This is a genomic window from Priestia sp. YIM B13490 (assembly GCF_042787735.1).
Lineage (GTDB): Bacteria > Bacillota > Bacilli > Bacillales > Bacillaceae_H > Priestia > Priestia megaterium.
Window position 1 is genome coordinate 312,706 of record NZ_JBHZOT010000001.1, and the last position, 16,125, is coordinate 328,830.

Annotated in this window: 19 protein-coding genes and 1 riboswitch; of the genes, 11 read left to right on the top strand and 8 right to left on the bottom strand. The window is 38.7% G+C overall.

Translation table 11 applies throughout. The features are described 5' to 3' along the window. Window positions 1-14 precede the first annotated feature (14 nt). Entirely contained in the window at window positions 15-1,331 is a 1,317-nt protein-coding gene (locus ACFX4R_RS01635; RefSeq protein ID WP_237074217.1) for a CitMHS family transporter, read from the bottom strand. 296 nt (window positions 1,332-1,627) lie between these two features. Beyond that, a complete protein-coding gene (locus ACFX4R_RS01640) occupies window positions 1,628-2,488 on the bottom strand; it encodes a LysR family transcriptional regulator (protein WP_025750019.1) in 861 nt (286 codons plus the stop codon). 184 nt (window positions 2,489-2,672) lie between these two features. Here ACFX4R_RS01640 and ACFX4R_RS01645 point away from each other — a divergent pair, with 184 nt between their 5' ends. The 3 genes from ACFX4R_RS01645 (at window position 2,673) to ACFX4R_RS01655 (ending at window position 5,399) form a co-directional block, all read left to right on the top strand. Beyond that, a complete protein-coding gene (locus tag ACFX4R_RS01645; RefSeq protein WP_043978581.1) occupies window positions 2,673-3,800 on the top strand; it encodes a 2-methylaconitate cis-trans isomerase PrpF family protein in 1,128 nt (375 codons plus the stop codon). Window positions 3,801-3,894: 94 nt separating this feature from the next. Continuing rightward, complete coding sequence (locus tag ACFX4R_RS01650; protein ID WP_043978583.1) at window positions 3,895-4,560, top strand: cyclase family protein; 666 nt, start codon at window positions 3,895-3,897, stop codon at window positions 4,558-4,560. Continuing rightward, on the top strand, window positions 4,557-5,399 hold the full coding sequence (locus tag ACFX4R_RS01655; protein WP_237074218.1) for a GNAT family N-acetyltransferase: 843 nt from the start codon (window positions 4,557-4,559) through the stop codon (window positions 5,397-5,399). Before ACFX4R_RS01650 ends, ACFX4R_RS01655 begins: the two co-directional genes overlap by 4 nt. A gap of 27 nt (window positions 5,400-5,426) precedes the next feature. On the opposite strand, the gene ACFX4R_RS01660 is transcribed toward ACFX4R_RS01655, so the two are convergent. Then, window positions 5,427-6,011, bottom strand: coding sequence for a YjgB family protein (locus ACFX4R_RS01660; protein WP_097823124.1), 585 nt, complete (start codon window positions 6,009-6,011; stop codon window positions 5,427-5,429). Between the two features lie 333 nt (window positions 6,012-6,344). Between ACFX4R_RS01660 and ACFX4R_RS01665 the strand changes: the two genes are divergently transcribed. The 3 genes from ACFX4R_RS01665 (at window position 6,345) to ACFX4R_RS01675 (ending at window position 9,326) form a co-directional block, all read left to right on the top strand. Next, on the top strand, window positions 6,345-7,955 hold the full coding sequence (locus ACFX4R_RS01665; RefSeq protein WP_377568423.1) for a putative polysaccharide biosynthesis protein: 1,611 nt from the start codon (window positions 6,345-6,347) through the stop codon (window positions 7,953-7,955). Between the two features lie 13 nt (window positions 7,956-7,968). Continuing rightward, complete coding sequence (locus ACFX4R_RS01670; RefSeq protein WP_377568426.1) at window positions 7,969-8,337, top strand: hypothetical protein; 369 nt, start codon at window positions 7,969-7,971, stop codon at window positions 8,335-8,337. 144 nt (window positions 8,338-8,481) lie between these two features. Beyond that, window positions 8,482-8,588, top strand: a riboswitch (SAM riboswitch). Between the two features lie 75 nt (window positions 8,589-8,663). Beyond that, the gene (locus ACFX4R_RS01675) at window positions 8,664-9,326 is read left to right on the top strand and encodes a sulfite oxidase-like oxidoreductase (protein ID WP_043978591.1); all 663 of its coding nucleotides are present in this window, start codon (window positions 8,664-8,666) and stop codon (window positions 9,324-9,326) included. Between the two features lie 33 nt (window positions 9,327-9,359). Here the strand turns inward: ACFX4R_RS01675 and ACFX4R_RS01680 are convergent, their stop codons facing one another. Both ACFX4R_RS01680 and moaC read right to left on the bottom strand, forming a co-directional pair. After that, window positions 9,360-9,872, bottom strand: a complete 513-nt coding sequence (locus ACFX4R_RS01680) for a MogA/MoaB family molybdenum cofactor biosynthesis protein (protein WP_043978592.1) — start codon at window positions 9,870-9,872, stop codon at window positions 9,360-9,362. 12 nt (window positions 9,873-9,884) lie between these two features. Beyond that, a complete protein-coding gene (gene moaC, locus ACFX4R_RS01685; protein WP_013058475.1) occupies window positions 9,885-10,373 on the bottom strand; it encodes a cyclic pyranopterin monophosphate synthase MoaC in 489 nt (162 codons plus the stop codon). A 114-nt stretch (window positions 10,374-10,487) separates the two neighbouring features. Here moaC and ACFX4R_RS01690 point away from each other — a divergent pair, with 114 nt between their 5' ends. Next, window positions 10,488-11,753, top strand: coding sequence for a molybdopterin molybdotransferase MoeA (locus ACFX4R_RS01690; RefSeq protein ID WP_377568429.1), 1,266 nt, complete (start codon window positions 10,488-10,490; stop codon window positions 11,751-11,753). 12 nt (window positions 11,754-11,765) lie between these two features. Here the strand turns inward: ACFX4R_RS01690 and ACFX4R_RS01695 are convergent, their stop codons facing one another. Next, window positions 11,766-11,909, bottom strand: coding sequence for a YvrJ family protein (locus ACFX4R_RS01695; protein ID WP_308115066.1), 144 nt, complete (start codon window positions 11,907-11,909; stop codon window positions 11,766-11,768). Window positions 11,910-11,946: 37 nt separating this feature from the next. Between ACFX4R_RS01695 and ACFX4R_RS01700 the strand changes: the two genes are divergently transcribed. After that, window positions 11,947-12,222, top strand: a complete 276-nt coding sequence (locus ACFX4R_RS01700) for a hypothetical protein (RefSeq protein ID WP_043978595.1) — start codon at window positions 11,947-11,949, stop codon at window positions 12,220-12,222. A 699-nt stretch (window positions 12,223-12,921) separates the two neighbouring features. Here ACFX4R_RS01700 and ACFX4R_RS01705 read toward each other — a convergent pair. Beyond that, window positions 12,922-13,089 carry a hypothetical protein gene (locus ACFX4R_RS01705; protein WP_237074221.1) on the bottom strand — a complete coding sequence of 56 codons (168 nt, stop codon included), beginning with the start codon at window positions 13,087-13,089 and terminating at the stop codon, window positions 12,922-12,924. Between the two features lie 359 nt (window positions 13,090-13,448). Here ACFX4R_RS01705 and ACFX4R_RS01710 point away from each other — a divergent pair, with 359 nt between their 5' ends. After that, window positions 13,449-13,715 (top strand): DUF3973 domain-containing protein, encoded by a 267-nt coding sequence (locus ACFX4R_RS01710; protein ID WP_162214804.1) that lies wholly within the window; start codon window positions 13,449-13,451, stop codon window positions 13,713-13,715. Between the two features lie 43 nt (window positions 13,716-13,758). Here the strand turns inward: ACFX4R_RS01710 and ACFX4R_RS01715 are convergent, their stop codons facing one another. After that, a complete protein-coding gene (locus tag ACFX4R_RS01715; protein WP_162214803.1) occupies window positions 13,759-14,400 on the bottom strand; it encodes a DUF1232 domain-containing protein in 642 nt (213 codons plus the stop codon). A gap of 119 nt (window positions 14,401-14,519) precedes the next feature. Between ACFX4R_RS01715 and ACFX4R_RS01720 the strand changes: the two genes are divergently transcribed. Continuing rightward, complete coding sequence (locus tag ACFX4R_RS01720; protein ID WP_237074223.1) at window positions 14,520-15,101, top strand: manganese efflux pump; 582 nt, start codon at window positions 14,520-14,522, stop codon at window positions 15,099-15,101. A gap of 384 nt (window positions 15,102-15,485) precedes the next feature. Then, on the top strand, window positions 15,486-16,055 hold the full coding sequence (locus ACFX4R_RS01725; RefSeq protein WP_237074224.1) for an MEDS domain-containing protein: 570 nt from the start codon (window positions 15,486-15,488) through the stop codon (window positions 16,053-16,055). Window positions 16,056-16,125 lie beyond the last annotated feature (70 nt).

Below are 16,125 nucleotides of genomic sequence, written 5' to 3' on the forward strand. Positions count from 1 at the left end.
GGCTTTTATTCCTATTAAAATAGCGTAAGTGCGCCTGTGACAATAGCAAGGACAATTAGAACAAGAGACGTTAAAACGGCCCATTTAAATGCAAAGCGCTGATGTTCACCAAGATCAACACCTACCATACCTACAAGTAAGAAAGTAGACGCAACGAGTGGACTTAACAGATGAACAGGTTGTCCGAGCACTGAAGCTCGCGCAATTTCCATCGGATCAATTCCGTAAGAAGCAGCTGTTTCAGCGAATATTGGTAAAACACCGAAGTAATAAGCGTCGTTACTCATCACGAATGTAAACGGCATGCTTGTTAAAGCAACGATTGTCGGTAAAAACGAACCGAGTGAATCAGGAACTAAATGAATTAACAGGCTTGCCATTTCGTCAACCATTTTAGTGCCGGATAGTATTCCTGTAAAAATACCGGCTGCAAACACAAGGGCTGCAACGGTTAACGCGTTGCCTGCATGAGCCATTAAGCGTTCTTTTTGATCCTCAAGTTTTGGATAGTTAATCATAAGAGCAAGCGCAAAACCAATCATAAATAAAACAGAAACAGACCAAATCCCAGAAACCAATACGACCATGAGTGCAATGGTTAAAGCTAAGTTAATCCAGATTTTTTTAGGCTGTGTAATATCTTCTTGAGAAGTTAAAGATGCGTCTTCAGCAAACGCAAGCGAGCTTTTTAATTCAAACTGCTCGATGTCAATAGCACCAAGTCGTCTGCGCTCTTTTTTTCCAAGAATATAGCCTGTAAAAACAACCCACAAAGCTCCGCCAATTAACGTTGGAAGAAGTGGAATAAAGAACTTTGATGCATCGAGGTGAAGGGCAACAATCGCACGAGTAGCCGGGCCTCCCCAAGGCGTCATGCTGCTCATAATACTAAGAGAAAGCATCGCAACTGTCGTTAACACTAACGGACTCATATTCAGGCGTTTATAAAGTGGAAGAAGAGCAGAAACCGTAATCATATAAGTGGTTGTACCGTCTCCGTCTAGTGCAACTAAAAGCGATAGAAGAGCCGTTCCGATGACGATTTTAAGCGGATCGCCTTTTACGATTTTTAACAGCTGCTTAATTAATGGATCAAACAGTCCGGCATCAATCATAACCCCGAAATATAAGATGGCGAACAGCAGCATCGCAGCTGACGGAGCTACTTGTTTTAACCCTTCTAGCATCATGTCTCCGACGCCTTTACCAAACCCTCCAATCACAGCAAAAAGAAGTGGAATGACCATTAAAGCTACGATAGGAGACATCCTTTTTGACATAATGAGATACGTAAAGACAATAATCATTGTAAAACCTAGTAGTGCTAGCATTCAAACAACCTCCTTTATTTTCCCTCTTTTCTCTGAAAGCGTTTTCTTTTAGAGTAAAAAAACGTGACTAACATCTCTCATCCCCATGTATGAGCCGTAGTTTGATTATTAAGAATTTTTAAAGCCGCTCTTTACTCCCGCTGATGTTTCTTGTTTTCATGTTAGTACATTTCTAAAAATAAAGGAAATATAGGTTTTTTTAGAAAGTTCATAAAAAATTTTTATAATGGTAGTCTAGAAAAAAGTTTGGCCTAAAAGAGAGATTCTTCCAAGACGCAAACTTTTTAGCTTTGGCTTTATTTTTCACTTAGCTTTAAAAAGTCAATAAACGCTTTCACGACCGATAGATTCAAGTAAGAAGGATCATACATGAGCCACGTGTTTCGAAGCAAAGGTGATTCATCTCGGTACGAAAGTCCGTATGTATATAAGTTGTCGCTGGAGTGAAGGCAAATTTCAGGTAAAATGGCAAAGCCTAAATCATTTTTGACCATTTCTTTGGCCGTTTCTTGCCGATCAACTTCCATTGCCACAAACGGAGGCTCTGAAAACTTGTCATGCCACCAGTCTTGAATGAGATCTTTTAGCGACGTATCGGTTTTATAGTTAATATAAGGCAGGTTCGGCAAGTCATCGATCGCAATCTCTTTTTTCGAAATTAAGCAGAGCCGTTCTTTCGTCAGAAGTGATTTTTCTCCGTTCCATGGGTAATTGCCTCGTAAAATGCCAACGTGCACACGCGAAGAGTCTAATAGATTCATAACTTGTGTACTCCAGCCCGTATTGACGCTGAACTGTACATTTGGGTAGTGAAGAGAGAACTGCTTTAAAATTTTAGGAAGCTTATGCTGTGCAAAGTTACTCGATACCCCTAAGCGAAGCGTTCCCGTAACGGTTTCGCTCATATTACGCATGCTGTCTTTTGTTTCCTGCAGCTGCTTCCACATATTTTCCGCATAGCGAACAAGATGCTCACCTTCAGATGTAAACTCAATTCCTTTTTTCGTTTTGAAAAAAAGCGACACGCCAAATTCTTCTTCAAGATTTTTAAGGCGGTAGCTTAAAGAAGGCTGCGATACGTAGAGCCTTTCAGCCGTTCGCGTAATGTTCTTTTCTTCGTGAAGCGTTTTAATTAATATCCAATCTTTTTGATCCATCCCGATTCCCCCTTGTATTTAGATTATAAAAAAATTTTTAAAAAGACAATAAATTTTATGTATTTTACTTATGACCACCTCTATTATACGATAAATGGCAAATGAACCGGTTCTAAATAGTAAAAAAATAAAATGGTTTGATGAACGCCTCGGCGTTTGTTAGTAGGGGAGAAAGGTGATTAATATGACGCGTATTCCTGTAACGGTTATGAGAGGTGGAACAAGTAAAGGGGTTTTTATCAATCATGAAGAAATGCCTGTGAACAAATCGGATTGGGAACCGTTTTTGCTAGATATAATGGGAAGTCCGGATCAACGTCAAATTGACGGACTCGGCGGAGCTAATTCGCTGACAAGTAAAATCGCGATTATAAAAAAATCAGATTTAGAGAAAGCTGACGTAGATTACACGTTTGCGCAGGTTAGCATCAGCGAATCTCTCGTTGATTTTAAAGGAAACTGCGGCAATATCTCTTCAGCGGTCGGACCTTATGCAATCGAACAAGGACTTGTACAACCTGTGGAACCGGTGACCAAAGTGCGGATTTATAATACGAATACGAAAAAAGTAATCGTAGCGGAAGTAGAAGTAGAAAACGGAAAAGTGAAAACAGAAGGGTCCTGTATGATTCCTGGAGTGCCGGGTACGGGTTCACCCATTTATCTTTCGTTTGAAAACGGAGAAGGAGCCGTTACTGGAAAACTGCTTCCGACCGGGAACGCTATCGATCTTCTGCAAACATCCATCGGGACGATAAAAGCATCAATTGTTGATGTAGGAAATCCGCTTGTATTTGTTAAAGCAGAGGATATTGGCCTAAAGGGAGCAGAACTTCCGCATGAATACACGGACAAACAGCTGAAGCTATTTGAAGAAATTCGCTCCATTGCAGCGGAAAAAGCGGGGCTCGCACCTCAAGACAAAGCAACTAAACTATCACCAGCGGTTCCAAAAATGACGATTATTTCTCCTCCTATGGACCATCGCGACGGGACTGGCAGAGAAAAAGCTGCTTCTCAAATGGACGTATTAATCCGTATGATGTCGATGCAAAAACCGCATCAAACGCTTGCGATTACAGGAGCAATTTGTACGACGGCGGCTATCTATACAAAAGGCACGCTTCCGTCAGAAATGGTTCAATTAAAAGGCGATACCGTTCGACTTGCTCATCCAATGGGAATTATGGAAACCAGTGTGGATCTAAAAGATGGACAGGTTAACGGAATCAAAGTAGTGCGTACAGCCCGTCTTATTTTTGAAGGATTTGTTTATACAAAGCATACGTATGATGTATGTTTATCAAGTTAATAATGTTCTCTAAAAAAAGCTCTTTCTAGGAAACTAGGAAGAGCTTTTTTATGTTAGAATATTTTTACTTAATATTGAAAAAGTGGGTGAAAGTATGAAAAAAAGAACGTATATTGATCTAAGCCACATCATTGAAGACGGAGTTATCACACATAAAGGCTTGCCGGCACCGATCATTTGCGACTATTTAAGCCGAGAAGAGTCTAGAAAGCTTTATGAACCAGGCACTGAATTTCAAATCGGTAAAATTGAAATGGTCACGAATACCGGTACGTATATTGATGTGCCGTTTCACAGATACAAAGACGGAGCGGATTTAGCTCAAACGGCTATTGATAAAACAGCCGGATTAGAAGGAATAGTCGTTTCAGTTGACCCGACTTTAAAAGCCATTGATGAATCTCATTTTCAACATGTAGACGTAAAAGGCAAAGCGGTATTAATTCATACAGGATGGGATCGTTACTGGGATACAGACGAGTATTTAGAAAACCATCCATACTTAACAGAAAGCGCGGCAGCTTATTTAGTGTCTCAACAGCCCGCTCTTGTCGGAATTGATTCGATGAATATTGACGATACAAAAGGAAAAGCAAGACCAGCTCATACGCTGCTGTTAGGTTCGGACATTGTAATTGCTGAACACTTATGTCACTTAAATCAACTAACGGAGTCCTTTTTATTTTACGCCGTGCCTCCTAAAATAAAAGGAGTTGGAACGTTTCCGGTAAGAGCATTTGCGGAGGTAGAAAGAAGATGATCCAGTTACATAGATATAGAGAAGTGCAGGAATTTAAAAACCAAGTAGAGCCGCTTTTATCAAAGAATGAAGTTCTTCATAACTTAGCGCTCGGCATTTTACACAGCTTGCAGGAAAACAGCAAACCAAATTTTATGGGTGTTATTTTAAAAGACAGCCGTGCTGCGCTTGTGTTGCTGCAAACCCATCCTAAGCAAATCATACTGTCTCAAATACAGCAGCTAACGGAGGGTGAACTAAGCGAAGCGGCAGAGCTGTTACAAGAAATCGACATACCGGGCTTAGTTGGAGAAAGACAAATGGTTTTATATCTTTCTCAAAAACTAGCAGATTTAAAAAATCAAGAAGCTTCTTTAAAAATGGATCAGCGCATTTACCAATTAGACAAAGTAAAAAAAGCTGCGGAAGCTGACGGAGTGCTGGTAAAAGCAAGATTGGAACACCTTCCGCTCGTGACAGAATGGATTTGGGAGTTTATGGGCGTCATTGGAGACCCTGTATCAAAAGAACAAGCTGCCAAAACAGGAGAAGCTTTTATTAAAGCAGGAAGGTTATTCCTATGGGAAGTGAATGGCAAGTATGTGTCGATTGCCAATGCTACGCGTCCAACGGCCCATAACATTACGATTAACTTTGTATACACGCCTCAAAAAGAACGTAAAAAAGGCTATGCCTCAAGCTGTGTATCCACGCTTTCTCAGCTTATGCTAGACGAAGGATTTCAAACAACAAGTTTATACACAGATATGACAAATCCTACGTCTAACAAGATTTATATGGAGATTGGGTATGAACACGTAGCGGATTCAGCATTGGTTTTATTTCATGAAAAAAAGTAGCAGACAGCCTGCTACTTTTTCTATTACTTAAGGTTTTTTAACTAAATTAACGTGATTTAACGTTTTGCTATCATCAAAAATGAATTCAAGATCATAGGCGCCGGCGTGATAGGTGTACTTCGTTTGAGTAGTACCATCACCTTTTACTTTGCCTGTAAAGTTCGGCTGACCTAATTCTTTCTTTAAGTTAGCTTGGGTGATGGAGCCTAGATTTGTTTGACGCTCTACATTTGTACCAAAATAGCGGATTTCGTTAATGACGTTATTTTGATCATAGCCAAATGCGTATCCAGGGTGACCCATTTCCGCGTGATAGTAGTCAAAGTTGTTAGATGAACCTTCAGGCGGGGGACCGAACTGATCGCGAACGTCTTGACGCAGTGTTTTGCCAATTTTGAAGTCTGCCGTTAAGCGTGGCACTTCACCTTTTACTGCGGCGTTGTAAATTTCATTAATGTTTTTTACAGCTGTTTGACTTTGACTGCTTGTTTCTTGAGATGTAGCTGCATGTGCTGGTGTATCAAGCTGAGCGACAGGAGCAAATCCAAACGCAGCAATTCCTGTAATCGTTGCAGCCGCCGCCGCTTTTGATAGTCGTTGTTTCATTTTCATGATTTTTTCCTCCTATATATAACGATTTAGCAACCTCAGTCTACCTAAAAGAACAGGTAGGCCAGAATAATCAAGGAGTCTTAGTTTAGTTGGTAACTGATATATATATAATTTAACACGTCTTTTAGAATGTAAACGTCAGTCAAAGTAAAAAGCAAAAAACGATTCATTTATCATAGGTGAAAAGGTTGGTTTATATTCCTTTATTAGGTAAAAAACGTAATATAGAGAGGGTTCTAATGTTTTATAAAAAAATAGATAATAATTGTAAGTATGATACAATAAATCAAGTATTTGTTAAAAATACAATATTTATTTCTGGAGTTTTGATGTATGGAAAAAAATTTGATGAGAGGTACGCTTTTATTAACAGCGTCTTCTTTATTAACAAAGATTTTAGGCTTTATTTATATTATTCCTTTCACAGCCTTAGTGGGAACGTCAGGTTACGCGCTTTATAAGTATGCATACGGTCCATATACCTTGATGCTAAGCTTGTCGACAATGGGTCTTCCGCTTGCTGTTTCGAAGTATGTATCGAAATATAACGGTCTTGGAAACTACCGTGCGGGACAAGATCTGTTAAAAACAGGAATTCTATTAATGACAATAACGGGCATAATAGGTTTCTTAGTCCTCTATACAATGGCACCGTGGCTCGCTGAACTAGTCATTAACGGAAAAGATTCCTCAGGAAATAGTCAAAAAGACGTAGTGTACGTCATCCGAATGGTAAGCTTTGCTTTAATTATTATCCCGCCTATGAGTCTATTACGAGGCTACTTTCAAGGTAACCAGTCTATGGGACCGTCCGCGCTAAGTACGATTATTGAACAAATAGTGCGAGTGTTGTTCATTTTAGCAGGAGCATACGCTGTTATTCACCTTTTTCATAGCACAATGACAAAAGCTGTTGGAATCGGCACGTTTGGAGCGTTTATTGGAGGCGTAGGGGGAATTGGGATTCTTGGAGCGGTTTATTTGAAGCGCAAGCGGTTGATTATGAAAGAAGTGAACAGCGGAAAGAATAATAAGTCCGTTTCGTTCTCTTCAATGTTCAAAGAGCTTGTAACGTACGCCGTTCCGTTTGTATTAGTTGGTTTAGCTATTCCTATCTATCAAAATATTGATACGTTTACAATTAACATGCTCTTTCAATCAATAGGATATGGACAAGCTAAAGCCGAAACGATCAACTCCGTTATTGGATTAGCCCAGATTTTGGTGATGGTGCCAGTATCGTTAGCGACTGCCTTCAGCATGTCACTGATTCCGGGCATTACGTCTTCCTTTGTGCAAGGAAATTTACGGGAAGTAAAAGGGAAAATTACAAAAACGCTGCAGCTGCTGTTATTTTTTACTCTTCCTGCTGCCGTGGGGCTTTGTTTATTAGGCAAGCCGGTATATATGATGATTTTTGGAGCAAAAAACAGCCCTGAAATCGGTGGAATTGTTTTACAATGGTACGCGCCTGCTGCCATTTTATTTGCTCTTTTTACAGTAACAGCCGCAATTCTCCAAGGAATTAATCAGCAAAAGAAGCTAATCTTAGGCTTGGGCTTAGGAATTGTTGTGAAGATAGTATTAAACGTACTGCTGGTTTCAAGCTTAAAAGAAATTGGACCGGTTGTCGCGACTTACGGAGGGTATGGTGTATCGGTTATATATAACTTTTATTTAATTGAAAAATCCATTTCTTACCGAGTTCAATCACTGGGACAAGCTGCGTTGACACCTGTTTTATTAGTAAGTGTGATGTCAGCCGCTGTGATTATCGGCAATTATACTTCTCACTATTTTTTAGAAAATAAGCTGTCTGCATCTTCACTTGCGATTAGCACATCTTGTATTTCAATTGCTTTAGGTGCTGCCGTGTATCTAGGACTTGGCGTAAAAACAAGTTTAGGGCAATCCGTTCTATTAAATAGAAGAAAAAGAATGTAAAGGAGAGAAAGTAGTGTCAAAACGATTTGTACTAACCGTGGCGGCTGGAGGGTGTATAATAATTTCCGGCGCGCTGCTGCTATTAAATTGGGAAAGATTGTTTGGCGATTATCGTCTCGTTCAAACAGCAACAGCTGTATTCAAGCTAGAAGTGGGAAGTCAAGATGTAGCGAGGACTACAGATTCAGATGATGCTCTTCACTATATGGTGAAAAAAGGACATTTAGATGAATATATTCATATGATGAATGAAAAAGGCTATATGTTAAAAGAAAAAGATATTGATCATAACCGACTTGTTTTTAACGATGGACAAGAGGATGAGCAAATTTACTACAAGCGCTTTGCCAAGAAGTATACGATGATTGATGGAGAAGGGTAAAGGTTTTATATGGTATTTTAGTAGACTAAAATCTTATAACCCTACCTGTTTTTAAAGTTTTTTTGCGGAGAAGAAAAATAATATTGACAATTATGACAAAAAGCTTAATACTGACTTTATTACATAAAACAAATACAATTTGTTTCCTTATCAAGAGAGGTGGAGGGACTGGCCCTGTGAAACCCGGCAACCGCTGTCTATGACAGAATGGTGCCAAATCCTTAAGAGTGTACTGCTCTTAGAGATAAGGAAGAAGCTGAAACAAAGCTCTTCCTTATTTATTTAAGGAAGGGCTTTTTATGTATAAAAAACAATGAGGTGATAATTTGAACAAAGCAGACCGTATTAAACGAATGAAAACACCGGAAATTGATCCAAAGTATGAAGGACGAGTGCCTCCGGGTCAGGTAGTAACGGAGCGCTTTCCGATTTTACATGAAGGCGACGTGCCGGAGTATAACTTAGAGGAATGGACGCTTCGGGTATTTGGGTTGGTAGACAAGGAAGTGACGCTTTCGTATCAAGATATATTGGACATGCCGCAAACGACGGTGAAATGTGATATTCACTGCGTAACGAGATGGACAAGGCTTGATAATGAATTTACGGGCGTGCTGTTTACAGACTTTTTAAAAGCAGTTGGCGTGGAGCTAAAAAGTAAATACATCATGCTGCACGGAGATAATGACTATACGTCAAACATTGAGGTAAAAGATTTACTGAGAGACGATATTCTTCTCGCTCATTCCTTTAACGGAGAGCCGCTTACAGCTAAGCACGGATATCCGCTGCGATTGGTTGTTCCGCATTTGTACTTTTGGAAAAGTGTTAAATGGCTTCGAGGGTTTGAAGCTATTGATGAAAATCATCCTGGCTTTTGGGAGCAAAACGGCTTTCATCTTAGAGGAGATCCGTTTAAAGAAGAGCGTTTTTCTGGAGAAGATTTAGGCATTCCAGAAGATGAGTGGGTACATAAAGACTATGATTAATGAAAATGCCTATGCGTGTGCATAGGCATTTTGTCAGCGCTGGCGGTTTAATTCCCACACAACGTGGCGAAGTTCAGGCAAAATCAGCTTGGTCATAGCTAGACGAACAGCACCGCTTGATCCTGGTGTAGAAAAAACGGCTTTTTCGTTAATCGTCCCGGCAATTGCCCGGCTCATAATTGCTGCGCTGCCAATGTCTTCGGTGTAGCTCAGCATGCGAAACAGCTCGCCAAACCCAACGATTTCTTTATGAATCAGCGCTTGAACGGCTTCAATTGTGACGTCTCGTTTTGTAATGCCGGTCCCGCCGTTTGTGAGAACAACGTCAATGTCCTCAGCACTGCATCCGGCAAGTATCGCTTGTTGAATCGACGTTTGGTCGTCTTTTACAATTTCATAGGAAGCGACCTGCATGTCGTGTTCTTTCAGAAGTTGGATCATTAGCGCGCCGCTTTTATCGGTTTCTTTTGTACGTGTATCTGATACTGTAATGACTTTGCAGCGAACGGGCTGTGTTGCTTTGGATTTATGTTCATGTACGCTCATTATGTACCTCCTTTACGCTTCCGTACGCTTGTAGTCACCATTTTTGCCGCCAGATTTTTCAAGCAGATACGTTTCGCCGATAATCATGCCTTTATCAATGGCTTTGCACATATCATAAACGGTTAGAGCGCAGGCAGAAGCGGCAGTTAAAGCTTCCATTTCAACGCCCGTTGAGCCTTCCGTTTTAACAGTTGCTTCTATTAATAAACGGTACTGATCATTGCTTGTATCCCAGTCAAATGAAAGGTTTACGCCTTTTAATAAAAGAGGGTGACACATAGGAATAATGTCAGACGTGCGTTTTGCTGCCATGATTCCCGCTACTTGTGCGACAGCAAGCACGTCGCCTTTTCCAATTTTATGTTCTACAATGGCTTCGTGAATTTCTTTGTTAACGAGTATGCTTGAACGAGCTGTTGCAACGCGGCGCGTGATAGATTTTTCGCTAATATCGACCATGTTGGCACGGCCCTGGTCATTAAAATGTGTAAAAGAAGACATCGGTGTTTTCATCCTTTTTCAGTAAATTTTGTTGTATGATAGAAATAGTGAGATATGCTATGATTTTACACCATAGCGTAAAAAGTGAACAGACATAAAGGAAGTGAAGAATGTATGTTAGAAAGCAGAACACCTATTTCAATTCCTGAAGCAATTGAAAAAGTCATGACTTATAAAAGAAAAGGCAGCATCGAACGCGTATCGATCACCGAAAGCTACGGACGCTATTTAGGAGAAGATATTATCGCCGACCAAAACGTTCCTCATTTTAATAAATCGCTTTATGACGGCTTTGCGGTTCGAGCGCAAGACTGCGTAGAAGTCTCAAGTGAACATCCTGTTGAGTTCGAAGTAGTAGGTGAAATCGGTGCAGGCTTTGTTTTTGAAGAAGAAGTAAAGCCGTTTCAAGCGGTGCGTATTATGACAGGAGCGCAGGTCCCTCATTCATGTGATGCGGTTGTGATGCTTGAAGTAACGAAGTCGTATGAAAAAGAAGGCAAAACGTATATGGCGTTAAGCAGGCGGGCTTCAAAGTGGGAACACATTGCATTAAAAGGAGAAGAAAAAAAAAAAGGAGACGTGCTTGTTTCCAAAGGAACGCGCATTAATCCAGGCGTCACCGCTTTTTTAGCTACGTTTGGCTATGCGGATGTCGCTGTCGTGAAGCAGCCGGTTGTTGGCGTGTTAACAACAGGAAGCGAACTGCTTGATGTGAACGAGCCGTTAGAACCAGGAAAAATTCGCAACAGCAACTCCTATATGGCACTTGCGCAAATTGTAAGAAGCGGGGGAATTCCGAAATACTTAGGAAAGCTTGAAGATGATTTTGACCGCTGCTATGAAGCGGTAGAAAAAGCGCTTGAAGAAGTGGACATTCTACTAACAACCGGCGGGGTATCCGTTGGCGACTATGATTATTTGCCGGCTATTTATGAAAAGCTTGGTGCGAACGTGCTGTTTAACAAAATTGCGATGCGCCCAGGAAGCGTTACAACAGTCGCAGAACGAAACGGACAGCTGCTGTTTGGACTATCAGGAAATCCATCTGCTTGCTATGTCGGGTTTGAACTGTTTGTTCGTCCGATTGTTCGCAGCTTTTTGTATTCACCAGCGCCTCATTTACATAAAACAAAAGCGGTATTAAAGGGCCGTTTCAAAGAACCTAATGCTTTTACGCGAATGGTGCGAGGAGAGATTTCAGATGAAGGCGGAAAGCTTGTTGTGACGCCTGTTGGCATGGACAAGTCAGGGGCTATTTCATCATTAGCTGCAGCAAACGCGCTGATTGTTCTTCCAGGAGGAGAGCATGGATATGACAAAGGAACAGAAGTGAACGTGCTGCATCTCGAAAACGAAGGAACAAGTTCGCTATGGGTATAAATAGCATTCTGCTTATTGCTTGTCCTTTTTTTCAATAAGAACTTGAAGCAGCTCTGTAATTCTATCTAATTTGCTTTCAATGCGAACAAGTAAGTAAAAAGATAGGGCAATTGGAAAGCCTAAATCTTTAATATAGCTAACTAAGTTTTCTATAATAGCATACCTCCTTCACTTAGAAGATATATTATAATATGTGATTTCTCAGTATTTTTTAACTCAAGATAAAGATAGGGAAAATGGTGAAGGAAGCATTATTTATAAAGGACCCAATAAAGATAATATTGGAGAAGTTACATATAAAATTGAAGGTAGTTATGGCAGTATCGATGTAACTTCCACACCAGTGGATGGCAAAATGGGTATCAATGATGCTTGTGAAGGGTGTGCAAAACAAGATAGTTCTGATCCCTTTCATGTAACTATCAAATGGGACGGTAAAACAGAAGAATTTGATTTAAAAGCAAAATAAAAGGTGGTGAAAGAGAAACTTCTTTCACCACCTTTTATTTTTACTACCTAGAATGGTAATTACGGTAACTACTCGTGTATAGGCCATACCTAAAATACACTAATTTATTAATTAATATATTCGATGTTTAAATTTCTTCTTTTTCTACTGTTCTCGCATTAATAAGTCTATATATGAAAACATTAATACTCATTGCACATCCACATATTGAATCTTCTCGAATCAATAAAAAGTGGAAGGAATCCGTTTTGAGGCAAACGAATTTAACTGTTCATGTCCTATCTTCCACCTTTTGTCGAGTATCGTGCAAATAAAATCAGTGACTATGATATTATTCAAAGTTCAATTCGCTATGTAAAGCATATTGCAAATACAGAATTAAATCCGAAAATTCGTCTTCGTAACTATTTAAAACAGCTAGCTGTTTTAAATATGAGGAACTAACTTTATAGAATATTTGATTTTATGGGAAATGAGACGTTAGATCATTTACTATTTAGAAGTATTGGACATCTTGAGGATGACGCGTATAAAGATATGTAAAAAAAGTTGAAGATAAAATTAATCATCACCTTTTTAACGCAGAAAAAACTCCCTATTTTCGTAGGGAGCTTTTCTGCTAGGAGAATTATTCTCACATAGTCGATACGTTGCGGTATCTTGAGTAGTTTAAGCAAAAAGTGGAATATTATTCATTCTTTAACTAACAGCTTTTAGCTTTGATTTAGAGTTCAAGCTCCATAAGCTAAATAGTACGGTCATTAACCCAAGTATGATGCTAGACCAAATTACACCATCTTTTAATGAATAAATAAAAGGAAACAGGACAAACCATAATCCGCTATAAGTGAAATCCAATTTTGCCATGAATTCCATCCTGGTTTAGTAGTTCCCAAAAAGATGTGATCACTTGAAGGGTTCCAAATACAATACTTGCTGAAGTAGCACCTGCATCGTATAAAAACCCAAGCATCTAAGGGACAATAACGAGCCAAATGCCGATTACAGCGTTAATAATACCTCTTGTTTTCACCGCTATTTCTCCTCAAAGTATGACACTCTTCATGCTGTCATGATTAAACTATATGTTTGTAATTGACGTGTGTCGAGTATTCTTCAACGCCTGTTGAGATTTTTTCAACTTTTAACGTAGAAACAAGCACTTCTGTTGATGAGTTCTCATAAGATGTTTCAAAATCAAATATAAGAAAGAGAGTGGAAAACGAATGTACTATTGCGTTACTTGCTGCAGATTGCAAAATGAAAATGTTATTAAGAGTAAGCTGTTTGAAAATGGATTTTATATAGATCCATTTTTAGGAGAGAAAATTCCTTTAGGAATGTGTGCGCATAGATGTAATCATGAGTCATGCAAGCCATATAAAAAAGAAAAAATCATCAAAAAGATTGTGCCAAAGGAATTATTTAAATTAAAGAAAGCAATAGAGTATTTACCTGCTCATTGCTCAGAAAAAGTTCCATTTTCACAATAAATAGGGGCATACCGCGTTCAGTTCCCTTAATAAAACTCAGTTTTTAGTCCGTAAGTTGATTCATTACCAGTTGTACAGCTATTGCATCGTCTAAATAGCCGATTGGAAAGACATAGTCTGGGATAATATCGGTAGGCAAAATAAAATACAATAGCGCACTTCCCAATATGGAGCGCTTGGCAGCTGATGTTTTTTCATCACAATATTCAAGATACATTTGCTTTAATTGATCAATAAAGGTTCCGACGCTGCCGACTTGTTCTATTTTGGTTTGAAAGTTATTACAAATCATGCTGTGTCCTTCGTCTGTCTGTGCATATTGCTTATATTTTGTGAGTTCTTGTTCGACACGTTCAATCGTAAAGTTTGTATCTACTATATTAAAAGATTTAAGTATTTCTTGAATTTTATCAATGGAGTAATGAATGCCTGTTGCTAATTCATTTTCTGTATTGTTTGAAGCAGCTCCAGCAGGGTCAATTAATGCTTCAAGAGGAGTATTTAAATAGTGCGCAAATTGTTTTAAATGATGTAGATTTGCTTGCTGTTTTCCATTTATAATCCGTGAGATAGTTGCCGTATCAATCCCCGTAAGTGAGCTAAGTTTCCGCATAGATAAAGCATTTTCCTTTAATAAAGACCTTAATAACAAACCAAGGCTTTGATCATTTTGGATGTTAGACATAGCGGTTCACCTCTTTATATTTTTCAACGCGCAGTAATCATTTTATTGAAGGTTTATCAACAATATATGCAACAAGGAAGCAAATCTCCTCAACATTATCAATAAAAGGAGAATACAAAATGGAATGGTTATTCATATTAGGTTTTGCACTATCATCGAGTATAGATAACTTCGGTGTAGGAATATCATACGGAGTTCGAAAGGTAAGGATAAAATGGCTTTCTAATTTACTGATAGCGGCTATTTGTTTCCTCTTTAGCATGGTGGGGATTATGTTTGGCAGGTGGGTTTCAACCATCTTGCCAGGGGTGTTCCATGTTATTGTAGCCGTCGTATTATTAACGCTAATCGGGATTCGCATTATTTTATTAGTTGGATCTCAAAGAAATAACGGAAGTGATGAATTAGATAGTAGTGGTCAAGAAAACGTACGATATATTGGTTGGATCGAAAGCAGTGTCCTAGGTGTTGCACTTTCAGCAAATGCACTTACAAACGGTCTGGGAGCTGGTTTGCTTGGGTTATCACCTTTAGCTATTTCGCTTACATCAGCCTTTGGCAGTTTTATAACCGTATGGCTAGGAGTAATGGTGGGGAAAAAAGCCGCAAATGTTCAAATTGGAAAATTTACATTGAGTCAATTTGGAACGTTAATAAGTGGGATTACGATTTTAATTGTAGCTTTTACTCAAATATTTTAAAAGAAAAGGCGCCACTTACTAAAGCAAGTGGCGTTTTTTCTTTGTATTTTGTAGTAACTAGTTTTAAAAGTTATACAAAGTAAAAAATAAATGGCTAATACTCCTATCAATGCTACATGAGAATTTATCGAATAAAGAGATAAATGAACTTAATTCTTTCATTATTTCTTATTAAGTTTTAATTGTATTTGAGAAGGGTAAAGTATTCTTTAGCCAAAGCGCCAATATAACTGGCGCAAACGTTATCTCATTTACAACAAAGGGGAAACTATCTAATTTTGACAGATAAGAATGCAAAGCGTAGAATTGTTCTAATGAACAGGCAATTTACCAGTTTAAGAGTCTTAAAATTTAGGTTGATTTTATATAAGGGAGCGTACACACTTGAAAAATCAGTTTGCTCAATTGATACAGAATAATGAAAGCGTTCATATTTACTATAATATTGACGATATGAGAAGTTACTTAGACAATCTTGTGTCTTATATTGTTTCGGGGATTGAACAGGAGAGACATACCTTAGTTATAGAAAGTGAAAGACTAATTCCGCTGATTTTCAAAAGATTAGAGGGAATTTTAACTCAAGATCAATTAACATATATACATACCATTAATAATTTTGATTATTACTGTTCAAGTGGAAGTTTTCAGCCTGCCATAATTTTTGAACATCTTTCTAAACATTTAGAGCCTTTCTATAAAAACAATACGTCTTTTCAAATATGGGCTCATGTAGAGTGGGGACAGCAAGAAGGGATTATACCTATTTTAGAAGAGTTTGAAAATGAAGCAGACAAATTGGTGAATAACGGCGGATTATATTTAGTATGCGCGTATGATGAAGAGAGAGTACCAGAAGTTCTTAAACTTGCTTTAATGAAATGTCATCCATACTTAATTTTAGAAAATAAAATTACTCCATCCAATTTATATGTAATGACAGATGCAGTGTAATTAATAGGGTGCCTGGGCTTTTATTCTTAAAAAACAAAGGTAAATAGAGAACAAATAAGGAGCCTTATTT

Bases quoted from the DNA above. Each gene is read 5' to 3' on its own strand.
- ACFX4R_RS01650 (WP_043978583.1), top strand. From the start codon at position 3,895: ATGAAAAAAAGAACGTATATTGATCTAAGCCACATCATTGAAGACGGA.
- ACFX4R_RS01665 (WP_377568423.1), top strand. From the start codon at position 6,345: ATGGAAAAAAATTTGATGAGAGGTACGCTTTTATTAACAGCGTCTTCT.
- ACFX4R_RS01680 (WP_043978592.1), bottom strand. From the start codon at position 9,872: ATGAGCGTACATGAACATAAATCCAAAGCAACACAGCCCGTTCGCTGC.
- ACFX4R_RS01690 (WP_377568429.1), top strand. From the start codon at position 10,488: ATGTTAGAAAGCAGAACACCTATTTCAATTCCTGAAGCAATTGAAAAA.
- moaC (WP_013058475.1), bottom strand. From the start codon at position 10,373: ATGTCTTCTTTTACACATTTTAATGACCAGGGCCGTGCCAACATGGTC.
- ACFX4R_RS01710 (WP_162214804.1), top strand. From the start codon at position 13,449: ATGTACTATTGCGTTACTTGCTGCAGATTGCAAAATGAAAATGTTATT.
- ACFX4R_RS01640 (WP_025750019.1), bottom strand. From the start codon at position 2,488: ATGGATCAAAAAGATTGGATATTAATTAAAACGCTTCACGAAGAAAAG.
- ACFX4R_RS01705 (WP_237074221.1), bottom strand. From the start codon at position 13,089: ATGGCAAAATTGGATTTCACTTATAGCGGATTATGGTTTGTCCTGTTT.
- ACFX4R_RS01635 (WP_237074217.1), bottom strand. From the start codon at position 1,331: ATGCTAGCACTACTAGGTTTTACAATGATTATTGTCTTTACGTATCTC.
- ACFX4R_RS01660 (WP_097823124.1), bottom strand. From the start codon at position 6,011: ATGAAAATGAAACAACGACTATCAAAAGCGGCGGCGGCTGCAACGATT.
- ACFX4R_RS01655 (WP_237074218.1), top strand. From the start codon at position 4,557: ATGATCCAGTTACATAGATATAGAGAAGTGCAGGAATTTAAAAACCAA.
- ACFX4R_RS01720 (WP_237074223.1), top strand. From the start codon at position 14,520: ATGGAATGGTTATTCATATTAGGTTTTGCACTATCATCGAGTATAGAT.
- ACFX4R_RS01715 (WP_162214803.1), bottom strand. From the start codon at position 14,400: ATGTCTAACATCCAAAATGATCAAAGCCTTGGTTTGTTATTAAGGTCT.
- ACFX4R_RS01645 (WP_043978581.1), top strand. From the start codon at position 2,673: ATGACGCGTATTCCTGTAACGGTTATGAGAGGTGGAACAAGTAAAGGG.